The 14,756-nt window shown below is 47.1% G+C and carries 13 protein-coding genes; 7 read left to right on the top strand and 6 right to left on the bottom strand.

Annotation, left to right across the window (positions count from 1 at the left end):
• Positions 1 to 27: 27 nt before the first annotated feature.
• The 3 genes from BLV62_RS17620 to gltB all read right to left on the bottom strand — a co-directional run bounded on the left by BLV62_RS17620 (position 28) and on the right by gltB (position 6,881).
• Complete coding sequence (locus tag BLV62_RS17620) at positions 28 to 627, bottom strand: hypothetical protein (RefSeq protein ID WP_089763287.1); 600 nt, start codon at positions 625 to 627, stop codon at positions 28 to 30.
• Positions 628 to 808: 181 nt separating this feature from the next.
• Positions 809 to 2,284: a glutamate synthase subunit beta gene (locus tag BLV62_RS17615; RefSeq protein WP_089763286.1), complete on the bottom strand. Its 1,476-nt coding sequence runs from the start codon at positions 2,282 to 2,284 to the stop codon at positions 809 to 811.
• A 67-nt stretch (positions 2,285 to 2,351) separates the two neighbouring features.
• Entirely contained in the window at positions 2,352 to 6,881 is a 4,530-nt protein-coding gene (gene gltB / locus BLV62_RS17610) for a glutamate synthase large subunit (RefSeq protein ID WP_089763285.1), read from the bottom strand.
• Positions 6,882 to 7,216: 335 nt separating this feature from the next.
• Between gltB and BLV62_RS17605 the strand changes: the two genes are divergently transcribed.
• Together BLV62_RS17605 and BLV62_RS17600 are read left to right on the top strand one after the other, a co-directional pair.
• Positions 7,217 to 7,792, top strand: a complete 576-nt coding sequence (locus tag BLV62_RS17605; RefSeq protein WP_139170254.1) for a hypothetical protein — start codon at positions 7,217 to 7,219, stop codon at positions 7,790 to 7,792.
• Between the two features lie 15 nt (positions 7,793 to 7,807).
• On the top strand, positions 7,808 to 8,311 hold the full coding sequence (locus BLV62_RS17600; RefSeq protein WP_089763283.1) for a hypothetical protein: 504 nt from the start codon (positions 7,808 to 7,810) through the stop codon (positions 8,309 to 8,311).
• 19 nt (positions 8,312 to 8,330) lie between these two features.
• Here the strand turns inward: BLV62_RS17600 and BLV62_RS17595 are convergent, their stop codons facing one another.
• Positions 8,331 to 9,869: a glycoside hydrolase family 10 protein gene (locus BLV62_RS17595; RefSeq protein ID WP_089763282.1), complete on the bottom strand. Its 1,539-nt coding sequence runs from the start codon at positions 9,867 to 9,869 to the stop codon at positions 8,331 to 8,333.
• Positions 9,870 to 10,076: 207 nt separating this feature from the next.
• The gene (locus BLV62_RS17590) at positions 10,077 to 10,529 is read right to left on the bottom strand and encodes a methylglyoxal synthase (protein ID WP_089763281.1); all 453 of its coding nucleotides are present in this window, start codon (positions 10,527 to 10,529) and stop codon (positions 10,077 to 10,079) included.
• 226 nt (positions 10,530 to 10,755) lie between these two features.
• Here BLV62_RS17590 and BLV62_RS17585 point away from each other — a divergent pair, with 226 nt between their 5' ends.
• The 3 genes from BLV62_RS17585 to BLV62_RS17575 all read left to right on the top strand — a co-directional run bounded on the left by BLV62_RS17585 (position 10,756) and on the right by BLV62_RS17575 (position 12,586).
• Positions 10,756 to 11,352, top strand: coding sequence for a NifU family protein (locus BLV62_RS17585; protein WP_089763280.1), 597 nt, complete (start codon positions 10,756 to 10,758; stop codon positions 11,350 to 11,352).
• Between the two features lie 92 nt (positions 11,353 to 11,444).
• A complete protein-coding gene (gene pnuC / locus BLV62_RS17580; RefSeq protein WP_089763279.1) occupies positions 11,445 to 12,065 on the top strand; it encodes a nicotinamide riboside transporter PnuC in 621 nt (206 codons plus the stop codon).
• Positions 12,065 to 12,586, top strand: coding sequence for an AAA family ATPase (locus BLV62_RS17575; protein WP_089763278.1), 522 nt, complete (start codon positions 12,065 to 12,067; stop codon positions 12,584 to 12,586). The genes pnuC and BLV62_RS17575 overlap by 1 nt, the downstream gene beginning before the upstream one ends.
• A 1-nt stretch (position 12,587) precedes the next feature.
• On the opposite strand, the gene mtgA is transcribed toward BLV62_RS17575, so the two are convergent.
• Positions 12,588 to 13,301, bottom strand: a complete 714-nt coding sequence (gene mtgA / locus BLV62_RS17570) for a monofunctional biosynthetic peptidoglycan transglycosylase (protein WP_089763277.1) — start codon at positions 13,299 to 13,301, stop codon at positions 12,588 to 12,590.
• A gap of 93 nt (positions 13,302 to 13,394) precedes the next feature.
• Between mtgA and BLV62_RS17565 the strand changes: the two genes are divergently transcribed.
• Together BLV62_RS17565 and BLV62_RS17560 are read left to right on the top strand one after the other, a co-directional pair.
• Positions 13,395 to 14,012, top strand: coding sequence for an L-threonylcarbamoyladenylate synthase (locus BLV62_RS17565; RefSeq protein WP_089763276.1), 618 nt, complete (start codon positions 13,395 to 13,397; stop codon positions 14,010 to 14,012).
• Positions 14,009 to 14,308, top strand: a complete 300-nt coding sequence (locus BLV62_RS17560) for a hypothetical protein (protein ID WP_139170252.1) — start codon at positions 14,009 to 14,011, stop codon at positions 14,306 to 14,308. The genes BLV62_RS17565 and BLV62_RS17560 overlap by 4 nt, the downstream gene beginning before the upstream one ends.
• Positions 14,309 to 14,756 lie beyond the last annotated feature (448 nt).

Here is a 14,756-nt window from a genome sequence, read left to right as displayed (position 1 = left end):
GGAAACGGGGTTTAAAGACAATTTCAGTCAGATCGCTGGTTTGTTGCGTTGGTTGAACCTAACGATATAATAATCAAGTGATGATCTTTTACTTCTGTCTGTTCGGAATTCTTCCAGTAAAGCTGAATCTTGCGGCAGGATGTATTTTTTAAGGTTATAGGCGGTCAGATCAAACTTCTCTCCTGTTACTATATTCAAGACCTTTTTTAGTGGAACAGGGGGATTGAACTGCGCCAGCGACATATCTGTGCTATTAAGATATCCCCTGGAGGGTTGTACGGTTTGCACTTCATAAATGCAGTAATAGCCTATTTCCAGGAGTTTATTAAGACCATAGTCGCGTATATAGAAGTTATTTCCATCGCAATATCCCCAATAGTTCTTCACTTTATGTTCTGCTCCGCTGGCATCCCGCAGGCGCAATTCATTCTTATTAGTCAGCAGGTAGATCTGTGCGGCGGTACTACGGGTTTTGATGACCAGGTCTCCCTGTTCAGAGGGAGTATTATTCCTGAATTCTTCAATCGTTCTATATATTCCTTTCTGTGGGTGCTGGGTATCAATAACAGGGACCTGTGCCTTGCTATTGACGGTAAAAAGAATCAGAATGCCCGATAGCCATTTCATAATGGTTAAAATTACCGGGAATGAGAGATGAGAAGTTAGGGAAATAGCTGAACCGGGGGATCATCACTATTGAAGCAGCAATTCTGTCTTTAAAAAATATAGGCCGGGTAAAAACCCGGCCCGGCTGAAGGTTACAACAAAATCTAAACCTGCTTATGAGAAAAGTTTAAAAAAAACGATGTTATAATGCCATTTCCTGAAGTGAATGGTCTTTGCTTTCAAGCTGGGAACTACCCATCAAGAATTCGTCCACTTTTCTCGCACACTCGCGACCCTCGCTGATCGCCCATACCACTAAAGACTGTCCACGACGCATATCGCCCGCGGTAAATACCTTAGGGATGGATGTCAGGTAATCTTTTTCGGAGGCTTTCACATTGCCGCGTTCATCCCTCTCCACTTCCAGTTGATCCAGCAAGCCATCATGTTGCGGATGTACGAAGCCCATTGCCAATAAGGCCAGTTCGCAAGCCACTTCTCTTTCGCTGCCAGCTTTTTCAGTGAATTTAGCAGGACGGCCATCGGCGCTTGCTGTCCATTCCAGGTCAACCAACAGCAAACCCTTCAGGTTTCCGTTTTCGTCGCCCAGGAACGCTTTGGTTGCAATAGCCCATTGCCTGTCTGCTCCTTCTTCGTGAGAGGTAGAAGTTTTCAATATCATCGGGTAAGTAGGCCAAGGCATATATGGAGTACGTTCTCCCGGTGGTTTTGGCAGCAGCTCTAACTGAGTGATGCTTTTAGCACCGTGGCGGTTGCTGGTACCCACGCAGTCAGACCCGGTGTCGCCACCTCCGATCACTACTACGTTTTTACCGCCAGCCAATATATCATTGCCTTCTACGGCGATATTGCTTACACGTTTATTCTGTTGTTTCAGGAAGTCCATAGCAAAGTGAACGCCTTTCAGCTCGCGGCCCGGAATGTTCAGGTCGCGCGGAATGGTAGAGCCACCGGCAAGTACAATTGCATTGAATTCCCTCAACAGGTCATTGGTCCGAACATTCACACCAACATTTGCATTGCACTGGAATATCACTCCCTCTTCTTCCATCAGTTTAATACGACGGTCGATCACCCATTTTTCCAGCTTGAAATCAGGGATGCCATATCTTAAAAGGCCTCCTGGTTTGTCGTCGCGCTCGAAAACGGTAACAGTATGACCAGCATAGTTCAGTTGGGCTGCCGCCGCCAGGCCCGCAGGGCCGGAACCGATCACGGCAACCTTCTTACCTGTACGTACGCGCGGCACTTTAGCCTGTACCAAACCTTTATCGAAAGCTATTTCGATGATGTGTTTTTCAATTTCTTCAATTGCAACCGGGGGTTGGTTAATGCCGAGTACGCAGGCGCTTTCGCAAGGTGCAGGGCAGATACGACCGGTGAATTCAGGGAAATTGTTGGTAGAAGTCAGGATATCGTATGCTTCCTGCCAGTCTTTATGATAAACTGCATCGTTAAACTCAGGGATCACATTACCCAGCGGGCATCCGCTATGGCAAAAAGGAACACCACAGTTCATACAACGGGCAGCCTGTTGATTTAATTTATTTTCCGGAAAGCGCTCTACAAATTCATTATAGTGCCCTATTCTTTCCCGTGGATCTGCTTTTGAAGGCAGCTCTCGTGTAAATTCCAGGAATCCTGTAGGTTTACCCATAATTTTCCTCCACAAGTCCCTTAACTGCAAGGGATATTTTGATGATAAATATTAAATTTTATTCTCCTTAGTGTCCGACTTTTTCGCCTTTTGCCTGACTTGCTTTCAACACGGCCTTGTATTCTTTCGGGAATACTTTCACAAAGTGGCGTAATTGGTTTTCCCAGTCTTTCAGGATAAACTTGGCCACTGTACTGTTAGTATAGGCGTGATGTTTAGTGATCAGGTCCTGCAGCCTGGCCACATCTTCCTGGTCCAGCGGATCAAGGTCGATCATGTCGCGGTTGCAGTGGTTGGCAAAATTGCCTTTTACATCGTACACATAAGCGATACCACCGCTCATACCGGCGCCGAAGTTGCGGCCTGTTTCGCCGAGGATCACCGCTTTACCGCCGGTCATGTATTCACAACCATGGTCGCCGATTCCTTCAACTACAACTGTAGCTCCGGAGTTACGAACGCAGAAGCGTTCGCCGGCTTTACCGCGGATATAAGCCTCACCGGAGGTAGCTCCATAGAAGCATACGTTACCGGCAATGATATTTTCTTCCGCTTTGAAACCGGATTCGTTATGCGGGTAGAGGATCAGTTTGGAACCGGACAATCCCTTACCGAAGTAGTCGTTCGCTTCACCTTCCAGTTCCAGTGTCAGGCCTTTGGTAGTAAATGCTCCAAAGCTTTGACCGGCAGAACCTGTGAATTTAAAGTGAAGGGTATCTTCCGGCAATCCTTCGCTCTTATAGCGTTTGGATATTTCGTTGGAAAGAATGGTACCAACAGTACGATCGGTGTTTTTAACAGGGAACTGCTGGTAAACCCTTGATTTCTTCTCCAGGGCCGGCGCAGCTGCTTTCAGTAACTGCCAGTCAAGTACTTCTGCAATACCATGATCCTGTTCTTCCTGTTTATATAAACCAACTTCTGGTCCTGCTTCTTCTTTGTACAGGATTGGAGAAAGATCCAGTTTGGATGTTTTCCAGTTGGTGATGTTATCTCTCATCTGGAGGCAATCTACCTGTCCAACCATTTCGTTGATGGTACGGAATCCGAGATCCGCCATGATCTCGCGTAGCTCTTCAACCAGGAAGGTAAATAAGTTTACAACATGCTGAGGGTCGCCGGTAAAGCGTTTGCGCAATTCCGGATCCTGGGTGGCAACACCTACGGGACAGGTATTTACATGGCATTTACGCATCATGATACAGCCTTCTACAACGAGTGCAGCGGTTGCTACGCCCCATTCTTCTGCGCCCAGTAATGTCGCAATAGCAATGTCCCTGCCTGTTTTCAACTGGCCATCGGCCTGCAATACAACGCGGCTACGGAGTTTGTTTTTAACAAGGGTCTGGTGGCTTTCAGCCAGACCAAGTTCCCAAGGCAAACCTGCGTGCCTGATAGAGCTTTCGGGAGATGCACCGGTACCGCCGTCGTGGCCTGCAATGAGGATCACATCGGCATGCGCTTTAGCCACACCGGCAGCGATCGTACCTACGCCGGCCTTGGATACCAGTTTCACGCTGATACGTGCAGCGCGGTTAGCGTTTTTCAGGTCGTAGATCAATTGTGCCAGGTCCTCGATAGAATAAATATCGTGGTGAGGCGGTGGAGAGATCAGACCTACGCCAGGAGTTGAGTGTCTTACTTTCGCAATCCAGTCATCAACTTTATGGCCTGGCAACTGGCCGCCTTCTCCAGGTTTTGCACCCTGGGCCATTTTGATCTGCAGTTCGTCAGCATTTGTAAGGTAATAGCTGGTTACGCCAAACCTTGCACTGGCAACCTGTTTGATGGCAGAGCGCATAGAATCGCCGTTTGGAAGCAATTCGTAGCGCAGCTCATCTTCTCCTCCTTCCCCGGTGTTGCTTTTAGCGCCTATGCGGTTCATGGCAATGGCCAGGGTAGAGTGAGCTTCGTGCGAAATAGAGCCAAAGCTCATAGCACCGGTAGCGAAACGCTTAAAGATGCTGGATGCCGGTTCTACTTCATCAATAGAGATCGGAGCACGGTTACGTTTAAACGAAAACAGGCTGCGGAGGGTAGCTGCTTTTTCGCTTTGATCGTTAACCGCTTTAGAATATTTCTTGAAAGTAGCGTAGTCGCCAGTCCTGGTCGACAGCTGCAGCAAGTGAATAGTTGTTGGGTTGAAAAGGTGGAACTCTCCTTTCCGTTTCCACTGGTATACGCCGCCTTCTGTCAGACGTTGAACAGGCGTTTCTTTCCTGCCAAATCCCATCCAGTGTTTAGCCAGTGTTTCACGTGCAATTTCGTCGAGGCCCAGACCCTCGATCCTGGAAACGGCGCCAGTGAAGTATTTATCCACAGTTGCCTGGTTGATACCGAGGATTTCAAAGATCTGCGCACCCTGGTAAGATTGCAGGGTAGAGATACCCATTTTAGAGAACACTTTCAGCAAACCGTCGCAAACGGATTTGATGTAGTTCTTTTTCAGTTTATCCACATCCTGGTTGGTTTCCAGTTTGCCGTTCAGCTTCATATCGCGGATGGTGCTGAGCGCCAGGTATGGGTTGATGGCGGTAACGCCGAAACCTAACAGGCAGGCAAAATGGTGAACTTCCCAAACGTCGCCGGCTTCAACGATCAGTCCTACCTGGCCACGGTATCCTTTGCGGATCAGGTGGTGGTGAACTGCAGAAGCAGCAAGGATAGACGGGATCGCAGCATGTTCTGAATCGATAGCGCGGTCAGAGAGGATGATCACTTCGAAGCCATCTTCTACGGCATCTACCGCGTAACGGCAGATACGGGCAAGGCCTTTTTCCAGGGAACCAGGCTTTCCATCAGCTTTGAAATAAGTGTGGAGCGTTTTGGCCTGGAATAAGCCGGTATCTATACTGCGTATTTTTTCTAACTCGTGGTTATTTAAGATCGGGTGACGTAAAGCAACGCCATGGCAGTGCAGCGGATCTTCATCCAGCAGGTTGCCGTTATTGCCTACGAAAGTAGCCAGCGACATTACCAACCGTTCCCGGATCGGATCAATTGGCGGGTTGGTTACCTGCGCGAACAGCTGCTTGAAGTAGTTGCACAGATGTTGCGGTTGGTTGCTGAGTACTGCCAGCGGCGTGTCTGTACCCATTGAGCCAACCGGTTCTTTACCGTCGATAGCCATTGGAGCGATGATGTGCTCCAGGTCTTCGGTGCTGTAACCAAAGGCGCGTTGGTATTTGAAGATCTGCTCATGCTCCAGGTGAGTAAAGGTTACTCTTGGTTCCGGCAGTTCTTCAAGACGAATTTTGTATTTGTTCAGCCATTCAGCGTACGGTTGTTGACTGCAGATCTGTTTTTTCAGTTCTTCGTCGCCAATGATACGGCCCTGGTCCATGTCTACGATGAACATTTTACCAGGTTGCAAACGGCCTTTTTCTTTAACATTTTTAGGATCTACAGGCAAAGCGCCGGCTTCAGATGCCATGATCACGCGGTCGTCTTTGGTTACAACAAAGCGGCTTGGGCGTAATCCGTTCCTGTCGAGGGTGGCGCCTACGATTTTACCATCGGTGAAGGAGATAGATGCAGGACCATCCCATGGTTCCATCAATGAAGCGTGGTACTCATAGAATGCTTTTTTATCTTCATCCATATCTTCATTACCATCCCAGGCTTCCGGTACCAGCATCATCATTACATGCGGAAGGGACCTGCCGGTCATGGTCAACAGTTCGATAACGTTATCGAGGCTGGCGGAGTCAGACTGGCCGTCTTCTGTGATCGGGAGCAGCATTTCCATTTCTTCGCTGGTGAAGTATTTGGAAACAAAGCCTCTTTCGCCGGAGCGGAGCCAGTTCAGGTTACCTTTCAGGGTGTTGATCTCACCATTGTGCGCAATATAGCGGTAAGGGTGAGCAAGTCTCCAGCTTGGGAAGGTATTGGTTGCAAAGCGGGAGTGGATCAGCGCGAAAGCGGATACCAGTTTCTCGTCGCTGAGGTCTGTATAGTAATGGCGTACCTGGTAAGTGGTCAATTGGCCTTTATATACAATAGTTTTAGAAGAAAGAGACGCTATATAGAACAGCGACTTTTCTTTGGGAACGGTGTTGCGAACCGTTTTGGTAATATAGTTACGGAGCACATATAATTTGCGCTCAAAAGCATCTTGGTCGTTAATATGGTAAGGGCAGGCGATAAATACCTGTTCGATTTCCGGTTCAACGGAAAGAGCGGTTTCGCCAATACCGTCTGGTCTTACAGGTACTTTACGATAACCGAGAATTTCGAGACCTAATTTTTCAGCACAGCGCTGGAAAATTTCACGGCATTCTTCACGCCAGCGTGGCTCTTTCGGAAAGAAGACCATGCCTACACCGTATTTGCCGAATTCAGGTAAGCGAATGCCCAGTTTCAGACACTCGTCGTAGAAGAATTCATGAGGAACCTGAAAGAGAATACCTGCACCATCACCCGTGTTCACCTCGCAACCGCATGCTCCGCGGTGTTCCATGTTTTCCAACATGGTTAAGGCGTCACGAATAATGCTGTGGGATTTCCGGCCTTTAATATGGGCCGTGAAACCGGTTCCGCAGGCATCATGTTCAAATTCCGGACGGTATAAACCTTGCGTTTGCTTCACTTCATCCATTTGGTTTAGATTTTTGCTTTTGCACACTCCCTCCCCAGACTTGCGCCGCGGGTGATGGTGTACGATATAATACGGGAACGGTTTAAAGATACTAAAGGAATGCTGTATTTTTTATATAAACTTCTGTTAGACGGTAAAAATTTAGAAAAACATAAAAATGGGCTGTTAATTGTTAGAAAATTACAAAAAATGACTCTGCCATCAGGATAATTTTACGAGAATTGCAGCAACCAGACATTTTCTTTAAAAAGTTATCTAGCAGCCCACCTGCAGCCTCTGGCTTTAAGGCTGAAATACTAACTTGAAGTTACCGCCAACATCTAAAACACTGTCATATGCACCTTAGAATCATTCCCTGTGCTATTATAGCCCTGCTGCTCTCTTCCTCTGTCTTGGCCCAATACCCCAGCGACCAGGAAGCGGGTAAAACAGAAAAACAAGTCGCCAAAAAGAAGATCTCCCTCAGTAAGGAAGCTGTTTTCTCTGACAAAGAAGCCAGCACAAAGAAAATTGCCGGGATAACGGTAGTAAACAAACTTTGGGATACAACCCGGCTTGGATTCCTGCAGGTAGGCATGTTCAACACCAAAGCCGAAGCAGTGCCCGATAAAGACTATAACGCCTGGTTCCAGGAATTTGTAAATGAAGCCTTTGCGAACCAGTTCCAGGCCAACGCTCCCTCCCTGCTATGGGTGATCGAAGATCTCAGGATCGGGGAACGGACAGGAGGAATGTCTGAAAAGGCTTTTACCCGCCTTAAAGCTACCGCCTATCTCGCAACCGGCGGCAACCAGTATAAACTGCTCGCCGCCTCGGATGAGGCCACCCAGAACGGGGGGATGGACGTCACACATAAACATAAAAACAACATTGCCAAGGCATTCAAACAATTTTACCTGCTCTCCCTTTGAAAAATAGACTCTGTATTGTCTGACCAACAGGGAGCTACATTCTCGTACGATGATGTCATCGCATCGTTTGACAGAAAACGGGCAATCCCTGTATTGACCCAACCGGTTAAAGATGGGATCTACCTTTCATTCCTGGATTTCCGCGAGAATAAACCGTCCGTCACCAATTTTGAAATAGAGCAAACAAAAGGAGCAGTGGTGACTGCAATAGAAGCGGATGGCAGCAAACGGCGGATTGCAGATTACTGGGGAGTGGTTAAGAACGGGGAGGTCTACAAATACTATAAAAAGAGGTTGTTGCCATTGGATAAAGACGGGTATGGCTTTACTATATCTTCTTACCTGGCGGATTACAGACGAAAAAATAATGCTGTAATGATTGGCGCCGTGGTAGGCGGAGTGGCCGGCGGATTGATCGGAGAGTCGTCGAGCCGGCTGGCAAAAGCAGACGCTTTTCCTCATCTTGCCGAGCCGGAAGCAACGGCCATAGACATGGAAACAGGCGATCTGATCTTTTAACCGCCTGTTCCCCTTCCCGTTATTCGAATGTAAAAGTGGTTTTACCGTTGACTGTTTGCAATTTGAGAGGTTCGCTTATGTGACTTTCATTTTGCAAACGGTCCAATGCCGTAACAATATAGGTATAGGTTTTACCCTTTACATATGTCAGGTCTTTAAATTCAGGATCTGAAGCTTGAGCCTGGATGCTGATTATTTTCGTAGGGTCGCTTACGTTAATAACTTCGTTGTTCTCGAAGCGATATAGCACATATTGTTTCGTGCGTCCGGTAGTGTCGCCGTCGGCCCAGTGGATAACCAGTCCGCCCGGTCTTTCAAAGGCGTCAACGAAGTAAGGCGCTTCCGGCATTTCGTTGGGCAGCCACGACATGGCAGGCCGCAGCGCCGGGTATTTATACAACTTGTTGCGCAATATATCTTCTATTCCCAGCGGGTTGCCCCTGAAAGAACTGGAGCTGTAAAAAATACTTCCCTGTACGGTGTTGATAGCGCGGGCTTCTTCTATCTGCATAGGAAGCTCGTTGGGGTTTTTCCAGGCGGCATTACTGTTGATACGGTAAACGCCATGTCCGATATACACATGCCGGCCATAGCCATGCTGGCTCCACCAGTTGAGCAGGATCTCGTAATCTACCAGCCTATGCCCTCTTTCCCAGTATAGTTGCGGCGCCACATAATCGATCCATTTATTTCTCAGCCATTTCAGGATATCAGCATATAGGTCGTCGTAATTTGTCAGCCCTCCTTTGGTGTAAGATCCTTCAGGGTCGCGGTCTTTATTTCTCCAGACGCCGAAAGGACTGATACCGAATTTCACCCAGGGTTTTTCGGCTTTGATCGCCTTACTGATCATCTGGATAATGGCGTCTACGTTGGCCCTGCGCCAGTCGTCGCGGGGCAGGTTGCCGCCATACTGGCGATAAGAGAAGTTATCGGGGAACTCTTTGCCGGGGACTTTGTAAGGGTAAAAATAGTCGTCGAAGTGAATGGCGTCCACATCATAACGTTTAACCACATCGGCTACTATGGAAGTCACGTAGGTTCTGACCTCAGGGATGCCGGGGTCGAAATATTTCTTACCGTCGTAGGTCAGGAACCACTGGGGTCTGAGCCGGGTGATATGATTAGCGGCAATGCTGCTTCTGCTGATATTGAAAACGGCCCGGTAGGGATTGAACCAGGCATGGAATTCCATTCCGCGTTTATGCGTTTCCGCTATCATGAATTCCAGGGGATCGTAATAAGGAAAGGGAGGCTGACCCTGGGTACCGGTGAGGTATTCGGACCATGGTTCGTAGGGAGAATTGTAGAAGGCGTCTGTTGCCGGGCGTATTTGTACGACCACTGCATTCATGCCATTGCGTTGATGCTGATCCAGCAGCGCAATGAACTCTGCTTTCTGTTGTTCTGTACTTAGTCCCCGGCGGGAAGGCCAGTCGATATTTTCGACTGTTGCGATCCATACAGCCCTTAATTCTCTTTTTGGAGGTAATTGTGCCAGGGCTTGCTGCATCATTAATATCCATAGAACAGCACCTGCTAAAAATTGCTTCAACATCAGCCAAACTTTTATCCTTGAGACGCGAAAATAGCAAAGACCCACTATAATTGGGTGATTATCATTCCTTTTCACCATAACACGCAATCGATATCGTAATTTTTTATAAAAGATAACCGGGGGTGGATTGCATGGCCTTGCCGAAACCTGTGATCAACGGGTTTCGGGATAGATCAAATTTCATTCCCGAAGGGGGATTGAATCCTGCTATATTTTTCTGCTTGTATACTGTGAGTAGTCTGGCAGGATGGCTTCATACTCCTGGTGCATGAGCGGGGAAGTAAGCAGGAAGTCGGCCGAGGCCCGGTTGCTGGCCATTGGGATATTCCATACTACGCCCAGGCGGAGCAGGGCTTTAATGTCCGGATCATGAGGGAGTGCTTCCATTGGGTCCCAGAAAAAGATGATGACATCCAGTCCGCCTGTTGCCACCAGGGCGCCAATTTGCTGATCGCCTCCCAGGGGGCCGCTGAGGAGCTTCCTTACAGATACATCCAGGGCCTGTTCTACCAGTTGCCCGGTTGTTCCGGTTGCATAGAGCTCATGACGGGCAAGAACGGCTTTGTTGTAGGTAGCCCATTCGATTAATTCGGCTTTTTTATGGTCGTGCGCGATGAGTGCGATCCTCTTGCGCGCCTGAAGTATCTTTTTTTGCTGCATACCCTGCAAAAGTAATAATAGCCAGAGAATAAATAAATGTAGATATTAATAATATCTGATTCAGTGGGATTGAATACGGCTTTAACAGGGGTATTGTAAAAAGATGTTATATGATGCTGTGAATACGCTTATATGGGTATTGTTAAATTCAATGAGCGGCAGGTGTTTGGGGAGGGGAAATCTGGCAATAAAATGTTACCTTTGTGCAAGTAAATCAATAATTGAAATGATTAAGACAGGCAACCCAATTATCAGCATATATACAGAAATGACGCCCAACCCGGAAACAATGAAGTTTGTGGCTAACAAACTGTTATATCCTGGTAAGAGCATTGATTTCCCTGATGAAGCAAGTGCTAAACCATCTCCATTAGCTGTGGAACTGTTTAGCTTCCCGTTTATTAAGGGTGTGTTCATCATGGCCAACTTTATCACTTTAACCAAAACAAGTGAAACTGACTGGAATGACATCATTCCAACCGTTAAAGCTTTCCTGAAAGAATACCTGGAAGACAATCGCCCTATCATCAATGAAGATGAGGTAGTAGTTACCAAAACCTCTGCCAGCAATGAAGTAAGTGCCGATGATACTGATGTTGTTAAACGTATTAAGGAATTACTGGAAAACTATGTAAAACCAGCCGTTGAAATGGATGGTGGTGCAATCCAGTTTAAAGACTACGATAGTGGTACTGTTACCTTAATGCTGCAGGGTTCATGTTCAGGTTGCCCTTCTTCCATGATCACGCTGAAAGCCGGTATTGAAGGTATGATGAAGCGTATGATCCCTGAAGTGAAAGAAGTTGTGGCAGAAGCTGAATAAGCCATAGTTGAGTGAATGATAGTGTTAAATGAAAGCGCAGTCTCCTGACTGTGCTTTTCTTTTGATATGTTCCTACCTTTGCAATTTTTACCATGAATGATTTCTTCCGGCAGCTTCAGAACGGGTTTCATCAAATGACCTTACTGGAGATCATAGCCGTAGTTTTTGCGGTAATATCTGTTATCTACCAGAAGAAGAACAGTATTCTCGTTTATCCTGCAGGGTTAGTCAGCACCGGTATCTATGTTTACCTGTTATCAAGAGATCATTTTAAATTGTATGCAGATGCCGCACTGAACGCCTACTACTTCGTCATGAGCGTTTATGGCTGGATATATTGGGCCCGGAAAAACCCGGCTGCTGCTGAAGTGCCTATTACCCGGAGCAGTTTGAAGGAACTGGGTATAGCAACATTGATCGCCGCATTCGGCTGGTTCGTCTTCCACTATCTTCTTACTCATTATTCTGATTCCAATGTGCCGGTAATGGACGCTTTTGTTTCGGCAACCGCATGCGCCGGTATGTGGCTTTTAGCCAAACGGAAGCTGGAAAACTGGATATATCTCAATATCTCTAACCTGGCGGCAATACCGCTTCTCTTCTCCAAAACCCTGTACTTTACAGCGTTATTAACCATCTTTTTGTTTATCATTGCGGTTTTTGGATATTTTAGCTGGAGAAAGGCTGTTCTGCAAAGAGAAACTTCCCAATAATGAAGAAAGTTGTTGTTATAGGTCCGGAATCTACCGGGAAAAGTACGTTAAGTGAGCGGCTCGCCGCTGATTTTGATACCGTGTGGACTCCCGAGTATGCCCGTGAATATATCGACAACCTGCCACGCCCGTACGAAAAACCGGACCTTCTGGAGATAGCCATGGGTCAACTGGCCCTGGAACGCCAGCAGGCGGCTAGAGCCAACAGGGTTCTCATCTGTGATACAGATCTATATGTTGTTAAAGTGTGGAGCGAACATAAGTATGGCGATTGCGACAGCCGGATACTCGACGCTATATCCAGGCAGCATTGCGACCTGTACCTGCTTACCTACATAGATCTTCCCTGGGAAGAAGACCCGCAGCGGGAATACCCCGATCCTGAGATGCGGCAATACTTTTACCGCGTATACAGGGATATTGTTATGCAATCCGGCGCTCCCTGGGTCGATATCCGGGGCGGTTACGAAGAGCGGGAAGCCACAGCAAAAGAAGCGGTGGCCGCATTATTAAAACAATGACTTATTTGCCGGTGACCAGTTCTGTAATATCCGGGTCTGGCGCGAGGTTGCGCATCTGGATAAGGATCTTGCGTTGCCTGTAAACAGTGATACGGGCGGGCGGAACTATCGTATACCTGATAGGGTTAGGCAAACAGGCTGCAATCATGGCTGCTTCCTCCCTGTTCAGACTGGCGGCGTTTTTATGAAAATAGTTCTGGGAAGCTGCTTCCACTCCGAAAATCCCCTCTCCCATTTCCGCAACATTCAGGTAAACTTCCAGGATACGTTGCTTTCCCCAGATCTTTTCTATCATAAAGGTGAAATAGACTTCCAGGCCTTTCCTGAACCAACTCCTACCCTGCCATAAGAAAACGTTCTTTGCAACCTGTTGGCTGATGGTGCTGGCGCCCTTTATCTTTTTGCTCTTCTGGTTATGTTTCATTGCCTTTTCGATGGATTTAAAATCGAAGCCATTATGGTCTGTGAACAACTGGTCTTCGCTGGCGATTACTGCTAGTTTGGCGTGTTGAGAGATCTGGTCATAATCGACCCAGGTTTTCTGTAATTTTTTATCAGTACCCCAAAGGCTAATCCAACTGCCTATCAGGGTAATAGTGATGGGGGGATTGATCCACTTCAGGATAAAGATATAGACAAATTGAGCGATAAACAGGATAAGTAAAATTCGCTTTAATCTTCTCCACGTTCTTGGTACAATGCCTTTTAATTCCATCGTGCAGGTTTAGAAAATCGGGCCGAAAGTAATTTAAAAAGATGAAACGTAGTCAGCAAATCCTTCAAAAAAAACAAATACGTAACTTTATGTATGTTGTTACAAGTACATCCGGATAATCCGAACGCGCGCAATATCAAAACCATTGTAGAATGTTTGCAGGATGGGGGAATCATCATATACCCAACCGATACCGTTTACGGTTTAGGGTGCGATATCACGCAGCCCAAAGCCATAGAGCGGATAGCGCGTATCAAGCACATAGATCCTAAAAAAGCGAATTTTTCGTTTATCTGCTATGACCTCAGTCATTTGTCAGATTACGCCAAAAGCGTTGATACGCCTGTTTTCAGGATGTTGAAAAAAGCGCTTCCGGGTCCTTACACTTTTATTTTGCCAGCCAGCCGGCAGGTACCCCGTTTGCTGAAAACAAAAAAAGATACCGTAGGTATACGCGTACCTAATAATAATATCTGCCGAACCATCGTAAAAGAACTTGGCAACCCGATTATGAGCACTACCCTGCCCATAGAGCATTACGTAGAAGAATACACGGACCCTGAGATCATTTACGAGAAATTCGGCAAGCAGGTAGACATTGTGGTAGACGGCGGCCCGGGAGGTATGGCATTTTCCACGGTGATCGACTGCACAGGCCCGGTACCTGAGCTGGTGAGGGAAGGAATTGGTAGTTTTGAAGCGATATCATGATGAAGGTAATTACAATATTGACTATAGCGCTGCTCTTAGGAGCCGGGGTATCCGCACAATCTTTTTCGTTGCGCCCCGTGTCCTTATTCCGGCCGCCGGATAAAAAGCCGGCGATGCAAAGTCCCGTTGCCAGGCCTTACACGCCTATTAATATCCTGGCGGGGAATACTTTTTATAAGAAAGATATGGGCTTCTTTTGCAAACAGGAGTGGAATTGGCAGAAGCATACCGGGGTGCCGGTTAAGATCAGGCTGGGCGATTACCAATATGCCCAGAAGCAGGAAGGAAAGCATTGACGGCGCTGCGATTTTATTAAAATAGTTGATCCTGTCAATAATTAATACTTGACGAAGTCAAGAATAATATAAAGACAAAAAAAGAGAGAAAATCAACCGTTTTCTCTCTTTTTTATGTGTGCCAGGCATGTGTTATATCTCTAGGGTGCAAGTCCCGAATGCGCTTTGTAGTAGGAAGCATTAGCCAATAGCAAGGGTGTCCACTGTAAAGTGGAATCTGAAGGAAGCTGGCGGCAAACATCCGGGCCGACGAACAGAAACTGTATACAAGGCGGGGTTACAAGGGTGATGTTGCATAAGAAACAAAAACCCGATACTACACAGATTGTAACAACGTAAATGCAGCGGCTACATGGATGGAAAGCGATAACACTTACCCTGGGAGGCCCTGTTTTTTTTACAGGGAGTCAGCCGAGGTCATAGTAGGCAGGGAAACGAGCCATCTCCC

The organism is Chitinophaga terrae (ex Kim and Jung 2007) (genome assembly GCF_900107795.1).
Lineage (GTDB): Bacteria > Bacteroidota > Bacteroidia > Chitinophagales > Chitinophagaceae > Chitinophaga > Chitinophaga terrae.
This window is presented reverse-complemented; position numbering and strand designations above follow the sequence as displayed.